Source organism: Brucella sp. NBRC 12953 (assembly GCF_040369775.1).
Classification (GTDB): Bacteria; Pseudomonadota; Alphaproteobacteria; order Rhizobiales; family Rhizobiaceae; genus Brucella; species Brucella pseudogrignonensis.
In genome coordinates this window covers 69,578-88,692 of record NZ_BAABSV010000009.1, presented here as the reverse complement: position 1 = coordinate 88,692, position 19,115 = coordinate 69,578, and the positions used below count along the sequence as shown (strand labels likewise).

Genomic DNA, 19,115 nt, shown 5'->3' with positions numbered 1-19,115 from the left:
TTTCCTCCCGGGATGTATCTTCGCTGGTCAATGCGGGCAGCAGGCGGTGGTCAGGCCGATTGTTCAATCGGCGCGGGCGGAGCCACGCGGAACCGTTCTGCCAGATCGGCAAATGACTGCATGGTCACCGGATCGATCTTCACACCGTGCGCATCACGCTGTTCTGCCACCTGCCATTCGCGATCGCCCGGGGCCATGACAGTGCAGGACTGTCGGGCCGGCGATGTGCGCAGCATATCAAGATAGCGGGTCATGCCGGCGTCAAACAGCGCAGGGTCGATAAAGGCGCCCGGCTTGAGCGCAAGGACGAAGGCCCCCATTTTGCGCGGGGTGGAAAAATCCGGCCCGCCCATCGGCGCGATATCGAAACTCAATGTCATCCCGGTGAGAACGGCACTGAGAATTTCTGCAAGCCCTGCCAACGCTGCCCCCTTGAAGCCGAATTCACCACCCATTGGTGCCAGCATGGCGGCTTTCTCTGCCTCAAGCGTGTCGACGCCATCCGCATCGGAGGCCACGCCTTGTGGCAGCGGCACGCCGAGGCTCTGATAGAGCATGACGCGGTTATAGGGGATTGAACTTGTGGCCATATCGAGCAGCCAGGGCTGTGGGCCGGTGGTGGGAACGCCGACCGCGATAGGGTTGGTGCCATGAAAACGCATGGCGCCATCATGCAGACGCACGAAGCTATCGGAATTGCAGACCGCTATGCCAATATAACCTTGACGCGCGGCCTCAAGCGCATAGGCGCCGGCGGCGGCGAAATGCGAGCTGTTCTGAATAGCGACAGCACCGATACCAAACTGATCGGCAAGCGCGGTCGCCCGCGCCATCGCGGTAAAAGTCGCAAGAGCGCCATGGGCATGATCGGCATCGAGCGTTTCGATGGCTCCGAGACTGCGGACCGCCCGAAGGCTTGGTGTCTTGTTAATGCGGCCGCCGAGCAGTGCGGTGACATAATGCGACAAAAGACGGACACCGTGGCTGTCCACGCCCAGGCGGGTGCCGTGCATCATGGCGCGGGTTGCGGCATTTGCGGTCGCATCATCAGCGCCACAGGCGGTGAGAACTTCCGTGCAAAATCGCTCAAGCGCGCTGAGTGAAAAGGCGGCCTCATGATCAGACTGCTGCATTATGATACTCCTCCAGCTCATAATGTCTTATGCATGCACTATACAATAATCTCTGTCAACGCAGTCTGTCATGAAAAATCCTAGCGCTCAGCGGCCGTGCAGGATCACCTCTCGTCGTGCTCCGTCCTCGGCGATTGAGCACGGCAAGAATGCGAAAGGCCACTTTACTCAATGCGTTGAACGTGGTCTTTCTGGATCTGAAACCGGTTGTGGGCCTGCCTATTCATCTGCGCAGTCGCGGATAGCGAGAGCAATGCGGCCGATCAGTGGAAGGACATTGTGATGCGGGGTGCAGCACCCAGGCTCTATCAGAGTGCGCGCGACAGGCTTGCGCTCGACATCGCCAATGGTGGTCTGGTCGAAGGCCAGCGCCTGTCGGAGACCTGGGTGGCTGAGCATTTCGGCATCAGTCGCGCGCCCGCGCGCCAGGCACTTGTCGAACTTGCAGCGCAGGGCCTGCTCGCAAAGGAACAGGGCCGCCGCGGTTATGTGGTGTCCGCATTTGGGGGGCAGACAGGCTTTGATGAGGGAGGCGCTGCCAAGCGCGGCCCGATCCAGTTTCTGCCGAGCTGGCAACGCATTTATAGTGAGATCGAGCGGGAGATTTTTGCCCGCACCTCGATTGCCAGCTGGCGGGTCAATGAACTGGCGCTCGCCAGGCATTATGGTGTCAGTCGGACGGTTGCACGTGACGTGGTGGCGCGTTTGCAGCAGCGGGGCATCATCGACAAGGCGGAAGGCGGTCGCTGGCTTGCGCCGGCACTGACTGACAAGCGCCTGCATGATCTGTTCGAACTGCGTTGGGTTCTTGAGCCGCTGGCGCTTGAGAAGGCGCTGCCGCGTCTTCCCGAGGGTCTGCTCAATAGGTTACGCGCCAATCTCGAGGCGGCCACGCTCGCCGCGCAGGTGAGCGCGGCAACGTTGGACGCGCTGGAACAGGAGCTTCATGTCGAGCTCTTTGGATATTGTGACAACCAGGCGCTTCTGGAAGCGGTGCGACTGCCACAGACCTTGTTGGTCGCCCACCACTTCCTCTATCAATGGACCTCGCAACTTTTTGAGACAGAGCCATTTTTGCCGGAGCATCTGGCGATTGTAGATGCATTGCAATCGGGTAATCTCAAGGGCGCGCAGGCGGCATTGGTCGATCATCTCAAGATTTCACATGAGCGCGCGATGCTGCGCGTTCAAACCATTGCCGGCACGATCGAGCCATATGACCTGCCCTATCTGGAGCGCCAGGACGACTAGAACAGCGGGCAAGCGCGCTTGGCTGAGCGCGGATCATTTCGTCCGGAATGGAAGCTTTTCGGGCCATGGCGAGACGCGTCCGCAGACGCGGCTGATGGCGCATCGGGATCATTTAAAGCGGCCGGCCTTTGCGACGGCCAAGAGCGATGAACTGCAGCGTGACGCCCAGGACCAGAAGAACCAGCAATCCCGCCTGGGCCCCGAGCAATAGCGGCGATTGCAAGTCGGTCACCAGAGGGTGGCCTTCGGGAACACGGCGCAGGATCTCGCTCACCGCTGGCACCATCAGCAGAAAGGCTGACAGGCTGAGCAGCAGCGTTTCGATATAGCGCGACGCAGCGCCCAAAGATCTGAGGCGGCCAACGCTGTAGCCGGCGATCAGGACTAAGAGCGTCACGGCGCCAATGATTGCGCTCACCGCCTGTCGCGCGACGAGAAAGGTGGTCAATGCGCCAATCAGCATGAACAGCAGATAGAGCCTGCCCGCCAAGGATGCAGGCACAATTCGACCGTAGCGCAGGAACATGTATAGGGCCAGCGGGATTGCCGGGAGACTGCCCAGCGTATGCAACCAGCCCAGGGGGGAAATTCCAAACATGGTAAAACTCCAGTAAACAAGCGGCTTGATGAACGGGCATACCTACTAGAAGGTAGATTTTCAGAGCAGTTGGGCGCCCATCGCGCCCTTCGGAATCAGCGCGCGATCATCACTTAATCATCGCTCGATCAGGCGCTGCAAAAGCGGTTCGGTAATTGTCGAAAACATGCTCGGATCGCCATAGGCGCGTGCCGAGAGCATGGCGCCATGCACGCCAGCCATGAAGGTTTCAGCCTCGATCTGCGGCGATTGCTTGAGATGGATCGAGCCATCCGCCTGTCCGCGCTCCAGCACGGCGGTCAACCAGCGCGACAAGGACTTGAAATAGGCCTTGACCTCGACAATCAGCGGCTCAGGCAGAACCGGCAATTCGCTTGCCAGCAATGCGCAGACACAAAACGGCGTTTCCCCGCCCGCAATACAGTCGCGCCAATAGTGGATATAGGCGCGCAATTGCCCGTCAGGTTCCGCGATCGCGGCCTCAAGCTGGGCGAACCCTGCTTTCGTTTCCGTCTGGTGGCGATGAATGAGAGCGGTCACCAGATCGAGCTTGCTGGGAAAATGGTGGTGAATGCTGGCCTTGCGGATCAACACCACCGCGGCGATGTCGGCATAGCTGAAACCGTTATAGCCGCCCTTCAGGATCAGGCGTTTTGCGCAGGCGAGAATATCATCGGCGGTTGTTGAGTATGCGGTCATATCGCTACCTACCTTCTAGTAGGTCGCCTGTCAACCCTGTTCTGATTTCCGCCATTGCCATCCCACCCCCAGAGTTGACTGCACCCTTGACCACGAGCTGACGGCTATCGTCGGCGCCGCCAGCCTGGCCACTGATATTTTCGAGAATGTCGCTGCAAATGCGCCGCTCTCGATCGGCCGTCGCGGCGCTTCAACACAAGTCCGGCCACCACCCGATCAAACACCCGATCAAAGGACCCTGATTGGAGCAGGCGTCAAAGCACCCGTCCCGCGCGAAACACGCAATGGGTTGTGCTGTGCGACAAACCGGGACTTGTGCACAAACTGGAAATAGTGCTGGACCGGATTATTTAAGCACGTGAATATATAGATAAAATATGCCATCTTCACATTGATTTAGGCAATTCTCTTTAGTGATCTTACCTATCATGGAGAAATGCGATGAAGCTTATTCGTTCCTTTTTTTGCCTATCCCTTTGCCTGTCGCTTTGCCTGTGTTTGTCACTGTCGTGGAATGGCGGTGCCCAAGCTGAGCCGCTTGCCAGGCCTGCAGGAAAGCCCATCCTGGTGATATCCGGCAAGATTGCCAATACCAATGTCGGCGATACTGCCCAGTTTGACCGCGACATGCTGGAAGCGCTCGGCCTTGAAACCGTTGAAACGGCTAATCCCTGGTATGATGGTCGTGTGCGTTTTGAGGGCGTATCCATCGACAAGCTGATGCATTTGGTCGGCGCCGAGGGAACGAAGGTGACTGCGGTGGCGTTGAACGACTATGTCAGTTCGTTGCCGATGGAGGATTTCAAGAAATTCAACGTCATTCTCGCGATGAAGCGCGATGGCAATTACATGGCGGTCCGCGACAAGGGGCCGCTGTTCATCATTTACCCATATGACAGCGACCCGCAGCTCCAGAGTCAGACCTACTACACGCGCTCTGCATGGCAGGTAGCCAAGCTCATCGTTGAATAGAGGCAAAATGTGAGACGTATCCTGGGCGTGATTATATTCTGTTTCGTGCTGGCAACGGCTTATATTGCCTATGTCATTGCCGAGCGACAGACTGCGCTTCAGAAATTCTCGCGCTATAATGATTCCTGGTCGATCGGCCAGACCGTATCGGAATATATGCGGCTGGAGCACGTCCTGGCCGCCTATGCACTTGATCCAACCGATGAGCAGCGCGAAGAGGCGCGTCTGCGGCTTGACATCATGCTGGGACGCCTTGAATTGCTCCAGCAGGGCAATCTGCGCGCCTTCATTCAGGATGATCCGCAGCGCCGCGCGCTGTTTCTTGCGCTCAGCAGCCGCCTGCACGAGCTTGACACCGGTTTCGAGCAGTTGGATGGCGAGACGCTCAAACAGCAATTGCAGGCCATGGCCACGCTTGACGGCCCGATGACTGCGCTTGCATCCGCAGCGGTTGAGTATGATGTCGGCCTCATCGACACTGCCCAGGCGGAAGTGCGGCAACTGCATCTCATCTATACAGGACTTGCAGCCGGTTTGATCCTGTGTGGTGTTGTTCTTGTGCTGCTGTTGTTGCGCCACAACAAGCTGCTGGATCGCGCGCATGGCAAGATGCAACGACTGACCAATGACCTTCAGCAAGCGACCGGCGAGTTGCAATCCCAGAATTACCGCCTTGAACATGATGCCCATCACGACGCGCTAACGGGTTTGCCCAATCGCGTGCTGTTTCGGCAAGATCTGGAGGAGCGGCTACGCGCAGCGCAGAGCGGCCGGCAGTCGGCAATGATCCTGCTTCTTGATCTCGACGGTTTCAAGGACGTCAACGACACGCTCGGCCATGATGTCGGCGATGCCTTGCTGCAGGCGGTTGCCAGTCGATTGGCAAAGATTGGTGGGGATGGTGACGTGGTCTGCCGGTTGGGCGGCGACGAGTTCGCGCTTCTAACCACCGGCATTTCCGAAACGGACGCGCTCTCACTTGCATCGGATTTGATGGAGGCCATCAGCCGACCCTATCTGATCGGCGAGCTGGAAATCAAGATTGGAACCTGCGTCGGTGTCGCGATCTCGCAGGGCGAGCCCAATACGGAAGAATTGTTCAAACATGCCGATCTTGCGCTTTATGAAGCCAAGGCGCTCGGACCGGGCCATGCCAGTATCTTCCGGTCGCAGATGCAAACGCGGTTGCGCGAGAAGAAATCCTTTGAAGCGGATCTTCAAAAGGCGCTGCTCAACGGGGAAATGACCGTCTTCTATCAACCGCAGGCGCGGACAGACACAAGGGAGATCTGTGGCTATGAAGCGCTGGTTCGCTGGAACCATCCTGTGCGTGGCGCGGTTTCACCAATGGAGTTCATCCCGGTTGCCGAGCGGATCGGCTTTATCAATACGCTGGGGGAATGGGTGCTCAGGGCAGCATGTCTTGAAGCGGTAAAATGGAACAGGCCGTTAAAGATAGCCGTCAATCTTTCGCCGGTGCAGTTTCGCAGCGCGGGCCTGATTGAGAGTGTCACGCAGGTTCTGGAGCAAACCGGGCTTGCAGCCGATCGGCTGGAACTCGAGATTACCGAATCTGTCCTGCTGGACAAGAATGAGCAGACGCTCAATACGTTGCGGCAATTGAAGGCGCTCGGCATCCAGATTGCCATGGATGATTTCGGCACTGGCTATTCCTCTCTGGGCAGTCTGAGCGGCTTTCCGTTTGACAAGATCAAGATCGACCGCTCCTTCGTCCGCGATGTCACCACGCGCCTTGACGCGCTGGCGATTGTCGAACTTGTGACCGGCGTCGGACGCAGCCTCAAAATGATCACCATTGCCGAAGGGATCGAGACCGAAGAACAGTTTGAATGTCTCAAGCGGCTGGGTTGCGATCAGGTGCAGGGATATCTGATCGGCAAACCGGTTCCGGCATCAAAACTCCGCAATATGCATCAAAGCAACCGCTACGATCTGAAAGCGGCGATTTGATCCTCTCAATCGGTCGCATCGCTTAGCGCTGGCGGCGGCCTTGCAAATCAGCTAGGTCAGGTGCCATCGCAAACTCGACTGCGTCAGACGCAGGGAAACCGGGCAAAGACGTGTTGAACGTACATGGCATTCGTGTGCCGATCACATCGGAGGAGGTTTCTCCGATCATCTGGCAGGCTCTTGAAAACCAGTCTTATGAGGCCAAGGAGGCGCGGTCGGTCTTCAAGGCGGTCAAACCCGGCGACCGGGTTCTGGAACTGGGCGCGGGCATCGGCATCATCACCGCAACCATCGCCAGCATTGACGATGTCAAAGTCTGGGCGTTTGAGGCGAACCCGGCCACGGCCGCCCTCGCCGCACGGGTGATTGCGGCCAATGAAATCCACAACGTCGTCTTGAACCAGGGCATTCTCACTGCAGGAGAGCCGCGATCGCATGTCTTTTATGTCAGGCAGGATCTGTGGATGTCATCGATGGATGAAACCCAGGGTCCTTATGAGACCTGTATAAAACTGCCATCCGCCAATATTGATGATTTCATCACCGCTCACGCCATCAACGTTCTCGTCATGGACATTGAGGGAGCGGAACGCGATCTGCTTTCCAACGCTGCTCTGCCAGGTATTGATCGCGTTTTCCTCGAATTGCACGACCATCTTTACGGCCTTGCCGGCATCCGCGACATCACCCAGGCCCTGACCGACAAAGGCTTTGCCTATGACCCGCGCGGCTCACAGGGACCCTGCGTGCTGTTTGCAAAAGATGACGGCGCTCGCGTTTATTGTCCCGAGTAAGATTGTCCAACGCCGGCAGCTTCGGCTAGGAGACTGTGAGCCACGGCTTGGCGCGCAGCTCCAACGCAACGCAGCCTGTTCGATCGTGATCGTCCTGCGGGTGGGCGTGTGAATTCGCGCGCGCTGCATTTTTGTCCTGTTGCTGCAAGATCCGCGAGCGCGGGGATGGGATTGGCGTTGCAGCGCTTTGCCGGCGTGAAAGCCGATAAATATGAGTTCTCTGCTCTTGTTTTGGTCCATTCATTCGGATTATAGGACAACCGGGCCGAACTGGCCCTGATACGCCACGCATGAAACCGAGGACCTCCCCCCGTGATCACAATGAAGTCTCTTCTGGCCGCCGCGTGCTTTTCGGCTCTGTTGGCATTCCCGTTCGATCTTGCTGCCGCGGCTCCGACGCAGTATCCGCTGGTGCTTGAGAATTGCGGTGCCAAGATTCGCTTTGACAAGGCGCCGCAGCGTGCCATCGGGCTTGGACAAAACAGCGCCGAGATCCTGCTTCTGCTCGGTCTTGAGGATCGGATGGCAGCCACCGCTTTCTGGCCAAGCAAGGTTCTGCCGGAGCTTGCGAGCGCCAATGCCAAAGTCAAGCTGCTGACCGTCGAGTTCCCGACTTTTGAATCGCTGCTTGCGCAGGACCCGGATTTTGTTGCCGCAGCGCTGCCCAGCCTGGTGGGTCCAAGCAGCAAGGTCGCCAAACGCGAGGATTTCGACAAGGTCGGCGTCCCGAGCTATCTGTCGCCAAGCACCTGCCTGAGCACCACTGAGGTCAAGGATGAATATGGCAGTCGCGAGCAATTATGGACCATGGATCTTCTCTATCAGGAGATTGACGAGCTTTCGCAGATTTTTGATGTGGCCGATCGCGGCCAGGCGCTGATCGCCGATTTCAAGGCGCGTGAGACCGCGCTGCGGGGCCGTGTTGCAACCGGTGGCAAGAAGCTTGGTTACGTGTTCTGGTTCTCCAGCCAGTCGCCTTCCGCTGACGCCTATCTGGGTGGCGGCAATGGCGCCTCCAGTTATATTGCCGATATACTGGGCGGGGAAAATGCCATCAAGGCCAAAGCCGAATGGCCAACGCTTGGCTGGGAGAGCATCATCGCTGCCGATCCTGATGTCATCGTTGTCGCCAATCTGGATCGCAATCGCTGGGAGCTCGACAAGCCGGAAGCCAAGATCGCCTTCCTGAATTCCGACCCGGCGGTCAAGGAAATGCCGGCGGTCAAGAACCGGGCCATTGTGGTTATGGACGGACAGGCGATGAACCCAACGATCCGCACCCTTTATGGCGCGGAACAGGTCGCTCAACAGCTCGAAGCGCTCGGTCTGCTTCAGTGATGGCGTATCGCCGGAGCGTTTGGACAGGCGTAACGGGTGCTATCGTGCTCCTGGCATCGCTGTTGGCAATCTTCCTCGTGGTGGGCATCAGCACGGGGATTGGCGATCTGCCGATCCCGCTGTCCACGACGTTTTTCGCTGTGACCAATCGGCTTGGCTGGAGTGGTGTTGAACTCAACCGCATTCATGAGACCGTGATCTGGGACTATCGCCTGAGCCGTGCGCTGGTCGCGGCCTTCTGCGGGGCAGGTCTCGCCTTGTCGGGTGCGATCCTGCAATCGCTGTTGCGCAATCCCCTGGCCGAACCCTATGTGCTGGGCATTTCGGCGGGTGCCTCGACGGGTGCGGTTGCCGTGGTGATCCTCGGACTGGGGGCGGGTGCGCTGTCGCTGTCAGCGGGCGCGTTTGCAGGCGCCTTTCTTGCATTCCTGTTTGTTGCCCTTCTCTCCAATGGGACGCGCGGCGGCGCCGATCGCACCATACTTGCGGGGGTCGCGGCCTCGCAGCTTTTCAATGCCGCAACCTCCTATATCGTCACCACATCCGGCAATGCCCAGCAGGCACGCGACGTTATGTTCTGGCTGCTTGGCAGCTTTGGCGGCGTGCGCTGGCCGGAATTTCTGCTGGTGAGCGGGGTGATCGGCCTGGGGCTGCTGATCTGTCTGTTTTATGCGCGGGTGCTGGACGCATTTGCCTTTGGTGACGAGGCCGCGGCATCGCTGGGTGTTCACGTTGGGCGCGCCCGCATTGTGTTGTTTGCGCTGACCGCGATGATGACAGCGACCATTGTCAGCATGGTCGGTTCCATTGGCTTTGTTGGACTGGTTGTCCCGCATGCGGCGCGTTTTCTGGTTGGGCCGTTGCATATCCGCTTGCTGCCGGCCTGTGCGATCGGCGGCGCGATTTTCATGGTGCTGGCCGATATTGCCTCGCGCGCCCTGGTTCCGCAGCAGGTTCTTCCGATTGGCGTGGTGACGGCCCTGGTTGGCGTGCCGTTCTTTTCGATCATTCTTTACCGGTTTCAGCGCGCAGCATGACGATCAAGGCGGACAATATCACCTTCAAAATTGGCGGCAAGACCGTGCTGGATGGCGTGTCATTTGCGGCAACGCCCGGGCAGATGCTCGGGCTTTTGGGACCCAATGGCTCGGGCAAGACATCCTTGCTGCGCCTGCTCGCCGGGTTGAAGCGCCCAAGCAGTGGCCGCGTGGTTCTGGATGCGGCTGATCTTAACACCATTCCGCGGCGCAAGCTTGCGCAGCGCGTGGCCTTTGTGGAGCAACATGCCACCACCAATGCCAATCTGAAGGTGCTTGACGTGGTCAGGCTCGGCCGCTTTCCACACAGATCGATGTTTTCTGGTTGGACGGGGACCGATGAAAATGCGGTCGAGGATGCACTTGCGCGCACCGGCATGCAGGACAAGCGACAGGATCATTGGCAGAGCCTGTCGGGTGGCGAGAAGCAGCGCGCCCATATCGCGCGGGCTCTGGCGCAGAAACCACAGGAACTCATTCTCGACGAGCCGACCAATCATCTCGATATTCAGCACCAGATGAGCCTCTTGAAACTGATTTCCAGCCTGCCAATCACCAGCATCATCGCCTTGCACGACCTCAACCATGCGGCAATGTTCTGTGATAGGGTGATGGTGCTGCAGACAGGAAGGATTGTGGCCTATGGCACACCCGAAGAGGTGATCCATCAGAGGCTGCTCAAGGAGGTGTTTCATGTCGATGCGCGGGTTGAGATTTCCGCCCATTCGCTGCGCCCGCATATTCATTATCTCAAGGCGTAAGCCCGTTCAGACAAGGGCTGGGTTCGTTGCGGCCAGGATGGACAAGTGAGACGTGAACAGACTCGCCGCGCAAAATTTGCTAGGATGGCTGCGTCAATGCACCAAACAAAAGCCAGGAGACAGCCATGAAACTCGCTTTCTTGACGACAGCAGCGCTCGTTTTGTCCGTGACATTTGCGATGGCGGACTGTCCAGGCCATAGCGCGCAATCTACAAAGATGGAAAAGCCGCAGACAACAGCCAGCGTTGAGACCACGATCCCGACGCAGAAATGACGCCCCGCGGAAGCTGCTGCAGCCCGAAACCACGCTCGTCTTCTGGCTGCATACCTTTGCCCGGCATTGGGAGGCTTCAATCAGATCAAGCCGCCACTGCCGGAATGACTGCGATCTTGATCAACAGCCTCCGACGAAGCCTGGCGCCCGATTTACATGCGCGCAGACGAAAAGCGACAGTTGACAGCTTGGTTCGATTGAATCACCGAGCCTCCTTGCGCTTTTGATAATCATTGTCGTGTATTTCGCAGGCCATGCGCCTGAGCGCACGACCGATCGCGGCATATTCATACTCATTGAGATTGGCCAGGGAAGCGCGTCCTGCCGGTTGCAGGGTGCCGAAGCCGGTCCCCGGCAGCAAGACAATCCCGGTTTCATCCGCAATGCGGAACAGCAGTTCTGTGGGCGAGATATTCTTTTTGACCCAGGCCGCGAAGTCATCCCCATAAAGCCGCCTTGCGATATCTTCGAGATCGAGCAGCGTATAATAGTCGACGTCGTTCTCATCGGACTGCGGTGGCAGGCCCAATTCACGATAGAGAGCGGCCTCGCGATTGCGAATGAGCTTCTTCAGCTGGGCCTTATAGGCGTCTTTCTCATCCATCAGGCCGAAGAGGGAAAACAACACCATCTGCACCTGCTGCGGTGTTGAAAGACCGGCGGTATGGTTGAGCGCGACGGTGCGGCTGTCGGCGACCAGGCGGTCGATGAATTTGAGCGTTGCGACATCAGGAACGAGCGATGCGTAGCGCCCGCGCAACTCCCTCTGCACATTTGCGGGGAGTGCCTTGAGTTTCGCATCGAGCACATTGTCCTTATGCATTGCAATCGCCCCCAGCCGCCAGCCCGTCGCACCGAAATATTTGGAGAACGAATAGACAAGCATCGTGTTATAGGGGCAGACCGCGAATATCGATTTGAAGTCATCAGCAAAGGTCCCATAGACATCGTCGGTCAGAATGATCAGGTCAGGACGTTTTTCCTTGACGATACGGCCAATCTGTTCAAGTCCGCGCTGATCGACCTTGACGGAAGGCGGATTGCTTGGATTGATCAGGAAGAACACTTTGATGGCAGGGTCGAGCAGCTTGTCGAGTTCGGCTTGCGGATATTGCCAGCCCGCTTTGGGGTCCGCATTGATATGCACCTCCTTCAAGCGATAATTGTTCAGCTCCGGAATTTCGATATAGGGCGTGAAGGTCGGCATGCCGATCGCCACCGTATCGCCTTCCTCGAGAATCCTGTTTTGTTTAAGTGTATCGAAAATATAGGTCATTGCGGCGGTTCCACCCTCCACCGCAAACAGATCGATCGTTTCAGAGCTCATATAGCCGCCGATCATTTCGCGGACCAGATAGTGTTTCACAATCTCTTCGCTGACTTTGAGCATGCGGGGTGGGACGGGATAATTGCAACCCAGGATAGCCTCCACCATTTCATGCAGGAACTCAGAGGCAGACAAGCCGAGCTGATCGCGCACATAGGACAGCGTGCGCCCGAGGAATTTCACCCCTTCCTGATCGCTATGGTCGGAAATGAACCGTTGAAATCGGCCCTCAATACCTTCAATTTTCGGCAATCCACCAATGCCGTTTGACAGATAGGAATAGGAAAGCTCCGCTTCAGCAACTGCAAAAAGGCCCAGCCGCAGGAAAGCGCGCCGTGGCACGGTGGCGAGAAAGTTCGGGTTACCGCGTCCGGCATTGAGCATGGCGTGGTTCTTCTTGCCCGAGGCAACTGCGATAAGCGCGTCTTTCAGCTCAAACGGGCTGAGCTGGGCAAATTTGCTGTAATCAGTCTTCACCATGATCTGTTCCTCAGGAAAAAGCCACAACCAGCGGGCCGAGCAATGTCAGGAAGACATTGGCCAGCGCATAGGTGATTGCGAATGGGGTGGTGGGAATGGAATTGCCTGCCTTGTCGAGCACTTCGCCGAAGGCTGGATTTGCGCTGCGCGATCCGGAAAGTGCCCCGGCAAATATCGCCACATTATCGTATTTGAGCACATAGAGCCCAAAAAACAGCGTGATGATCAAGGGAAGGATGGTGACCACCATGCCGACGAGAAAAATTGTCAGGCCGCTGCTCATGATGGTCTGCACCGCCTGCAGGCCCGACTGCAGGCCGACGACCGCGACAAAGCCGGCAAGGCCAAGATCGCGGAGCAGGGTCGATGCGCCGCTTGGCATATTGCCGATGGTCATGTTGCGACTGCGATACCAGCCAAACAGCAATCCCGACAGCAGCGCACCGCCACCACTTCCCAGAGTGAGCGGAATCGAGCCGAGGCGGATAACCGCAAGCCCGATCAGCAGCCCCAGGGCAATACCAAGGCCATGAAACACGAAGTCGGTCTTGTCGCTTGCCACCAGGACGGGGCCGATCGATTGTGCGGCGCGTTGCAGATCCTGCTGCGTGCCATAAAGGGAGACAACGTCGCCGGCCTGTATCACGGTGTCCGGACGGAGTGGTAAAGGCTTGTCTGCGCGTTTGACACCCACGACATAGACGCCATGGCGCAGATCAGGGCTGATCCCGTCCCGGATGGCTGCGACGGTCTTGCCGATATAGTCATGAGAGGTGATCGTCACGTCATGAAGCGCCACCACCACATCCATTCCGTCGGAGGATTGTAATTCCGTTCCAATTTTCCCACCCGACGCCACAACGCCCTTGCGGCGTCCGACCACAAGGATGACATCGCCCTCCTCAAGTGTGAGATCCGGCGTCACGCCGATGATCTTCCCTGCCCGCTTCACCCGTTCAATGGTAATGGGACTATCACGCCCGGCGAGTGCCTCGCTCTGGGCAACGGTCTTGCCGGCTGCGACCTGAACACGGTAGATACGGCCAACCAGATCAGGCGCGGCATCGCTTTCCCCCTGGCCCAAAACCCTGAGGCCCGAAAGGAGTGCCGCTTCCGCCTTGATCGCATCATCGCGGATCGTCCGGCCCATGATCCTGGGCAACAGGTTCACGCAGATGATAATTGCGCCGAAAGAGCCGAAAATGTAAGTCACCGCATAACCCACGGCGACATTTGCCTGCAGCCGCTGCGCTTCCTCGGCAGCCACCCCCAATTTTGAAATGGCCGCACTTGCCGTACCAATGATTGCCGACTGGGTGAGCCCACCGGCCGCAATACCGGCGGCAATGCCTTTGTCGAGACCGAAAATCCGGGCCATGATGACCACGGTCGCAAGCCCGCTGATCGCCAGCACCGCAGCCATTGCGATTTCGCGGATGGATTGCCGTCCCAGCGAACGGAAAAATTGCGGCCCGCTTTCAAAGCCGACAGCATAAATGAACAATGCGAAGAGAATGGCCTTCACACCATCATCAATCTCAATCCCGACCTGGCTGATGAGCACCGCGACAAGCAATGCACCAGCAACCCCACCCAGTTGAAACTTGCCGAAATTGATCTTGCCGATCGCGTAGCCGCCTGCCAGCGACAGGAACAGCGCTATTTCCGGAGCCTGCTGAAATATTGAGTGAAGCCAATGCATCCGTGCCTCCAAGCCTCGATTTCAATTAAAATTATCTAGAGGTCATTTTAATTTATCAAGTCCCTGTCTCGATGTAATTGGAAATAGTTTCGACAATACTTTTCAATTATTGGAACTATTCTAGTTTTAAACTATAGGAAATGCCTTTGCAGCCTTTGTGGACGCAGTATTGTCAGACCAAGGGCGCGCCGAAGCCTGACGGTGAGAGCTGCATCCTGGCGTGGGTTGTGCGGCGCAGCGCGGGCGATCAGACAGCGCCTGATCCAGGATGAATTGCGGGGGCCGCGCAAGCTTTGCCGCCACCCGCGCGGCTGTCGTCGGCACCCTGATCCTGCCTGTTCCCGCAAACCTTCGCAGCAGACCTTGGTGGTCCAAGATTTGTGTGGACCCAGGCTTATGTGGACCCAGACATGCGCAATGCGAAACTTGCACGGGCTCAGACTTTCGTGCGCGCAGTGATTGCGGGTAGCCGTGACAGCCCTGCTACGGATTGTCCGATTTTCGCGCAGGTTCAGCCTTGGTGACGGTTTCGCTCAGCCGCTGCACCAGGAAATAAATGCCCGGCGTCAGCAGCAGGCCGACGGTGGTTGCGGCGACCATGCCGCCGAAAATCGTGACACCGACGGCCTGGCGCGCGCCGGCGCCGGCCCCTGATGACAGAACGAGCGGCAGAATACCGAGGATGAAGGAGACGGCGGTCATCATCACCGCACGAAAACGCTGCTCGGCGCCCAGTCGGGCGGCGTCACCGGCACTCAGGCCGCTCTCGCGCTTTTCCTTGGCAAATTCCACGATGAGAATGGCATTCTTGGCGGCGAGACCGATCAGCAACACCAGCGCGATCTGGACATAGAGGCTGTTTTGCAGTCCAAACAGGCTGAGTGCTGCGACAGCGCCCAGCAGAGCAGCTCCCAATGACACAATGACCACCAGCGGCAGGCTCCAGCTTTCATATTGCGCCACCAGAAACAGATAGGCGAACAGGAAAGCCAGCGCAAAGACCAGAGCCTCCTGGCCACTGCTGCGGTTTTCCTGAAACGACAGGCCGGACCATTCATAGCCGTAGCCATCGGGAAGCGCGGTTGCCGCAACATTCGCCATCGCGCTCATCGCCTCGCCACTGCTGGCTGTGGGCGCAGGGACGGCATTGATCTGGGCGGAGACGGAGAGATTGTAGCGTGTGATGACGAAGGGTGCCAGCACGGTGGTCAGTGACACCACACCGCGCAGAGGTACCAGAGTTCCAGTGCGATTTCTGACATGCAGCTTGAGGATATCTTCCGCATGGGCGCGAAAGTCGGAATCCGCCTGCAGATTAACCTGGAACACCCGTCCATTGAGCGTGAAATCATTGACGTAGCGGGAGCCGAAATTGGCACCGATGGTGGCATAGATATCGGAGACGCTCAGGCCAAGTGCCTCGGCGCGGGTCCGGTCTACATCGACATAGATTTGCGGCACATTGGCGTTGAAGGTGGTTGCCGCCCCACCGATATCCGCTTGCCGGTTGATATAGCCAAGCAGAGCGCTGGTGACCTGTGCGATATCCTCGGGTGGTTGGCCCTCAAGGGCCTGCAGGCGGAAATCGAGGCCGCCAACCGAGCCGATACCGGCAATGGCCGGCGGCGCGAAGACGGCGACATTGGCCCCCGGGATCTGCATGAACTGGCTACGCAGGGAGGCGATAATGCTATTGAGCTGCAGGGCCCGGGTCTCGCGATCCTCCCAGGGGGCAAGGGCTGCAACCGCCATGGCACCATTGGGCGTGCTGGTGGATTGCAGGATGCTGAAGCCTGACACGGTAATGACGTCTGCAACACCCGCAGTCTCGCTGAGCACTTTGCGCACATCCTCGACAATGCGATTGGTGCGTTCAAGCGATGCGGCACTGGGCAGCTGAATATCCACAAACAGCGCGCCCTGATCCTCATCGGGCAGAAAGGTTGCCGGCAGATTGGCAAACAGCAGATAGGCGCCGGCAAAGCAGGCAACAATGCCGGCAAGCGGGATATACCAGTGTCTGACCGTCAGCCCGACAAGATGACCATAACCATCGCGGGTGCGTTCCATGAAGCGGGTGAACCAGGCGAACGGGCCGCGTTTGAAACCGGTCTGATCGCGTCTGAGCAGCAGTGCCGCGAGTGCAGGACTGAGTGTGAGACCGACAAAGGACGAGATGATCAGAGCCGATGAAATGGTGACAACGAACTGCCGATAGAGCTGTCCGCCAATTCCCTCCAGAAAAGCTGTCGGGGTCACGACGGCGAGCAGGACCAGCGTTGTGGAAATAATGGGACCGGTGATCTGGCGCATGGCCGTGCGGGTGGCGTCGATGACGCTGATTTGCGGTGCATCATCGAGCACATGTTTGACATTTTCGACCACCAGAATGGCGTCATCCACCACCAGTCCGATCGCCAGGACGAGGGCGAGCAGCGATATCATATTGAGCGAATAGCCGAGCGCCAAAAGCACCGCGATGGCCCCGAGCATGGAGACGGGGATCGCAAGGGCGGAAATTAGGGTGGCGCGCCAGTCCTGCAGAAACACGAATGTGACGGCGAGAACGATCAGGAAGGCTTCCAGAAGCGTTCGCGTGGTGAGTTGCAGACTGGCCTTGACGAAGCGTGTCGCATCATAGACCACATGATATTGCAGGCCGGCTGGAAAGCGTGCAGACAGACGCTCAAGCTCTGCCTCCACGGCCTGTGCGGTCTCGATCGCGTTGGCACCGGGCGCTTGATTGATCTGCAGCATCGCCGATTGATGGCCGGCAAAACTCGCGCTGGAGGCGTAATTGCGGGCACCCAGTTCCAGCCGTGCAATATCGCGCAGGAAGACTTTGGCCCCGTCTGCGCCGGTGCGGATGACGATGGCGCCGAATTCCTCGGCATCGCGCAGGCGGCCTTCCGCGACCAGCGTATATTGCAGTTCGGTGGCTTCCCGCATCGGCGGCGCACCGGCCTGGCCGAGCGTCGCCTGGATATTCTGGCGCTGGATTGCGGCTGAAACCTCATCGACCGATATGCCAAGCGCGTCCATTCTTTGCGGATTGAGCCACACCCGCATCGAATATTCGGAAGCCCCCACCACGCTTGCCTCACCGACCCCGGCGACCCGGGAAATCGCATCAACGATGGTTGTGGTGGTAAAATTGGTGATCTCGAGGGCGTTGAGGCTCTCATCGGGGGAATAAAACGCGATACCGAGCACGAAGTCCGGCGAGCGGGCGCGCACCGACACGCCCTGTTGGGCGACGGCGGCAGGCAGGCGCGAAATCGCCAGCTGCGCGCGATTTTGCACATTGATCTGGGCGAGTTCCGGATCGGTACCCACTTCAAACGTCACCGAAAGCGCATATTGTCCGGCATTGGAACTGGTGGATGACATATACATCATGTCATCGACGCCATTGATGGCGGTTTCGAGCGGCCCGCCCACCACATCGGCGATGACTTCGGCACTGGCGCCGGGATAGAAGGCGGAGACGGTAACGGTCGGGGGCGAGATCTGCGGATATTGCTGGATAGGCAGCGCGAAGATCGCAATGGCACCGGCAATGGAGATCAGGATTGAAATAACGATGGCGAGGCGGCTGCGGCGGATGAAGATCTCGGAAATCATTGTTCCGCCCCTTCGTTATCATTGGCTTCGCGCGGTGAGACCAGCTGCTGATCGGCAATGCGTTGCAGCCCTTGCGTGACGATCTGTTCGCCTTGCGTGACGCCGCTTGTGACGGCCCATCGATTGCCGATGCGGGCACCGGTGACAATTGGGCGTCGCGAAACCTTATTGTCTTTACCGAGCACGAAGACATATTTGCCCTGTCGATCCTGCAGCACCGCCGACATCGGAACGACGGGAAGCTCACCGATGGCTTCATCCAGAAGCTGAACAGCGACCACCTGGCCCGGCACGAGAATCTGATCTGGATTGGCAAACAGCGCACGCACGGCCACGGTTCCGGTCTGGGTACTGACTTCATTATCGATGAACTGGATGGTTCCACGCTGCGGATAGGTGCTGCCATTGGCAAGAACAAGGCTCAGCTTGAACTGTTGCGGCGTGATCGCCTGTCCGGCGGCTTCCTGCTGGCGCAGGCTGACCAGGGCCCGGTCGGTGACAGAAAACACCACACGCACCGGATCGAGCTGCACGATACGCGCCAGCGGTCCGCTGCCCGGGCCAACGAGATTGCCAACCGTCACCAGCGAGCGGCCGATGGTGCCATCGATCGGTGAGCGGATCTTTGTATAGGACAGGTTCAGGCGGGCCGTGTTGAGATTGGCCTCAGCACCCTTGACATCGGCGCTCGCAATATCGAAGGCAGCCTGGGCGTCATCGAGCGCCGCCTGCGAGGCGGTATTGCGACTGGCGAGCGTTCTGGTTCGCTGCAGCGTCTGACGGGTGGCGTTCTGATTGGCGGTTGCGCGCGCGAGCTGCGCCTGCGCCAGCGTGAGCGCCGCCTGCAACGCATCGGGTTCGATCTCAAAAAGCAGATCACCGGTCTTGATGCGCGCACCCTGTTCGAAGGCTTTGGCTTTGAGAAAGCCGGTGATACGCGCCTGAATATCGACGGCCTCGATGGCTTCGATTTGTCCGTTGAACCGTTGCGGTGCCGCAGCAGGGGCGATAGCGACCGTCTCGACAACAACAGCGGGTGCCGGCCCGGCTTGCGGCTGTTGCGCCTTGCCTGCGGTGGCCGATGCCATGATGAGAACCGCCAGAAGCAGGGCCCCCTTCAGATTTTGATGAACCAGAGCCCTTTTCACCGCCG

At 58.4% G+C, this 19,115-nt stretch carries 15 protein-coding genes; 8 read left to right on the top strand and 7 right to left on the bottom strand.

The features are described from left to right. Nucleotides 1-50: 50 nt before the first annotated feature. Nucleotides 51-1,133 (bottom strand): Ldh family oxidoreductase, encoded by a 1,083-nt coding sequence (locus ABWV94_RS19455; protein ID WP_353415038.1) that lies wholly within the window; start codon nt 1,131-1,133, stop codon nt 51-53. Between the two features lie 282 nt (nt 1,134-1,415). On the opposite strand from ABWV94_RS19455, the gene ABWV94_RS19450 reads away from it, so the two are divergent. Continuing rightward, nucleotides 1,416-2,384 carry a GntR family transcriptional regulator gene (locus tag ABWV94_RS19450; RefSeq protein ID WP_353415037.1) on the top strand — a complete coding sequence of 323 codons (969 nt, stop codon included), beginning with the start codon at nt 1,416-1,418 and terminating at the stop codon, nt 2,382-2,384. A 112-nt stretch (nt 2,385-2,496) separates the two neighbouring features. Here the strand turns inward: ABWV94_RS19450 and ABWV94_RS19445 are convergent, their stop codons facing one another. Together ABWV94_RS19445 and ABWV94_RS19440 are read right to left on the bottom strand one after the other, a co-directional pair. Then, nucleotides 2,497-2,982, bottom strand: coding sequence for a hypothetical protein (locus ABWV94_RS19445; RefSeq protein WP_353415036.1), 486 nt, complete (start codon nt 2,980-2,982; stop codon nt 2,497-2,499). A 117-nt stretch (nt 2,983-3,099) separates the two neighbouring features. Then, complete coding sequence (locus tag ABWV94_RS19440) at nt 3,100-3,681, bottom strand: TetR/AcrR family transcriptional regulator (RefSeq protein WP_353415035.1); 582 nt, start codon at nt 3,679-3,681, stop codon at nt 3,100-3,102. A gap of 441 nt (nt 3,682-4,122) precedes the next feature. Between ABWV94_RS19440 and ABWV94_RS19435 the strand changes: the two genes are divergently transcribed. The 7 genes from ABWV94_RS19435 to ABWV94_RS19405 all read left to right on the top strand — a co-directional run bounded on the left by ABWV94_RS19435 (nt 4,123) and on the right by ABWV94_RS19405 (nt 10,829). Continuing rightward, nucleotides 4,123-4,653: a putative pterin-binding protein gene (locus ABWV94_RS19435; protein ID WP_353415034.1), complete on the top strand. Its 531-nt coding sequence runs from the start codon at nt 4,123-4,125 to the stop codon at nt 4,651-4,653. Nucleotides 4,654-4,662: 9 nt separating this feature from the next. Continuing rightward, complete coding sequence (locus tag ABWV94_RS19430; protein WP_353415033.1) at nt 4,663-6,624, top strand: putative bifunctional diguanylate cyclase/phosphodiesterase; 1,962 nt, start codon at nt 4,663-4,665, stop codon at nt 6,622-6,624. A 110-nt stretch (nt 6,625-6,734) separates the two neighbouring features. Further along, a complete protein-coding gene (locus tag ABWV94_RS19425) occupies nt 6,735-7,418 on the top strand; it encodes an FkbM family methyltransferase (protein WP_353415032.1) in 684 nt (227 codons plus the stop codon). A 312-nt stretch (nt 7,419-7,730) separates the two neighbouring features. Then, nucleotides 7,731-8,756 (top strand): ABC transporter substrate-binding protein, encoded by a 1,026-nt coding sequence (locus tag ABWV94_RS19420; RefSeq protein WP_353415031.1) that lies wholly within the window; start codon nt 7,731-7,733, stop codon nt 8,754-8,756. After that, nucleotides 8,756-9,793: a FecCD family ABC transporter permease gene (locus ABWV94_RS19415; RefSeq protein WP_353415030.1), complete on the top strand. Its 1,038-nt coding sequence runs from the start codon at nt 8,756-8,758 to the stop codon at nt 9,791-9,793. Before ABWV94_RS19420 ends, ABWV94_RS19415 begins: the two co-directional genes overlap by 1 nt. Further along, nucleotides 9,790-10,554, top strand: a complete 765-nt coding sequence (locus ABWV94_RS19410) for an ABC transporter ATP-binding protein (protein ID WP_113498140.1) — start codon at nt 9,790-9,792, stop codon at nt 10,552-10,554. Before ABWV94_RS19415 ends, ABWV94_RS19410 begins: the two co-directional genes overlap by 4 nt. 125 nt (nt 10,555-10,679) lie before the next feature. Then, nucleotides 10,680-10,829, top strand: a complete 150-nt coding sequence (locus ABWV94_RS19405) for a hypothetical protein (RefSeq protein ID WP_162761728.1) — start codon at nt 10,680-10,682, stop codon at nt 10,827-10,829. Between the two features lie 202 nt (nt 10,830-11,031). Here ABWV94_RS19405 and ABWV94_RS19400 read toward each other — a convergent pair whose 3' ends face one another. The 4 genes from ABWV94_RS19400 to ABWV94_RS19385 form a co-directional block, all read right to left on the bottom strand. Continuing rightward, on the bottom strand, nt 11,032-12,636 hold the full coding sequence (locus ABWV94_RS19400; RefSeq protein ID WP_353415029.1) for a bifunctional aspartate transaminase/aspartate 4-decarboxylase: 1,605 nt from the start codon (nt 12,634-12,636) through the stop codon (nt 11,032-11,034). A 10-nt stretch (nt 12,637-12,646) separates the two neighbouring features. After that, complete coding sequence (gene aspT / locus ABWV94_RS19395; RefSeq protein ID WP_353415028.1) at nt 12,647-14,338, bottom strand: aspartate-alanine antiporter; 1,692 nt, start codon at nt 14,336-14,338, stop codon at nt 12,647-12,649. A 483-nt stretch (nt 14,339-14,821) separates the two neighbouring features. Then, nucleotides 14,822-17,962, bottom strand: a complete 3,141-nt coding sequence (locus ABWV94_RS19390; protein ID WP_353415027.1) for an efflux RND transporter permease subunit — start codon at nt 17,960-17,962, stop codon at nt 14,822-14,824. Further along, nucleotides 17,959-19,110, bottom strand: a complete 1,152-nt coding sequence (locus tag ABWV94_RS19385) for an efflux RND transporter periplasmic adaptor subunit (protein WP_353415026.1) — start codon at nt 19,108-19,110, stop codon at nt 17,959-17,961. The genes ABWV94_RS19390 and ABWV94_RS19385 overlap by 4 nt, the downstream gene beginning before the upstream one ends. Nucleotides 19,111-19,115 lie beyond the last annotated feature (5 nt).

What these genes read in the sequence shown, in the direction of transcription:
- ABWV94_RS19440 (WP_353415035.1), bottom strand. Translation starts at nt 3,681, where the DNA reads ATGACCGCATACTCAACAACCGCCGATGATATTCTCGCCTGCGCAAAA.
- ABWV94_RS19405 (WP_162761728.1), top strand. Translation starts at nt 10,680, where the DNA reads ATGAAACTCGCTTTCTTGACGACAGCAGCGCTCGTTTTGTCCGTGACA.
- ABWV94_RS19445 (WP_353415036.1), bottom strand. Translation starts at nt 2,982, where the DNA reads ATGTTTGGAATTTCCCCCCTGGGCTGGTTGCATACGCTGGGCAGTCTC.
- ABWV94_RS19400 (WP_353415029.1), bottom strand. Translation starts at nt 12,636, where the DNA reads ATGGTGAAGACTGATTACAGCAAATTTGCCCAGCTCAGCCCGTTTGAG.
- aspT (WP_353415028.1), bottom strand. Translation starts at nt 14,338, where the DNA reads ATGCATTGGCTTCACTCAATATTTCAGCAGGCTCCGGAAATAGCGCTG.
- ABWV94_RS19410 (WP_113498140.1), top strand. Translation starts at nt 9,790, where the DNA reads ATGACGATCAAGGCGGACAATATCACCTTCAAAATTGGCGGCAAGACC.
- ABWV94_RS19450 (WP_353415037.1), top strand. Translation starts at nt 1,416, where the DNA reads ATGCGGGGTGCAGCACCCAGGCTCTATCAGAGTGCGCGCGACAGGCTT.
- ABWV94_RS19435 (WP_353415034.1), top strand. Translation starts at nt 4,123, where the DNA reads ATGAAGCTTATTCGTTCCTTTTTTTGCCTATCCCTTTGCCTGTCGCTT.
- ABWV94_RS19390 (WP_353415027.1), bottom strand. Translation starts at nt 17,962, where the DNA reads ATGATTTCCGAGATCTTCATCCGCCGCAGCCGCCTCGCCATCGTTATT.
- ABWV94_RS19455 (WP_353415038.1), bottom strand. Translation starts at nt 1,133, where the DNA reads ATGCAGCAGTCTGATCATGAGGCCGCCTTTTCACTCAGCGCGCTTGAG.
- ABWV94_RS19415 (WP_353415030.1), top strand. Translation starts at nt 8,756, where the DNA reads ATGGCGTATCGCCGGAGCGTTTGGACAGGCGTAACGGGTGCTATCGTG.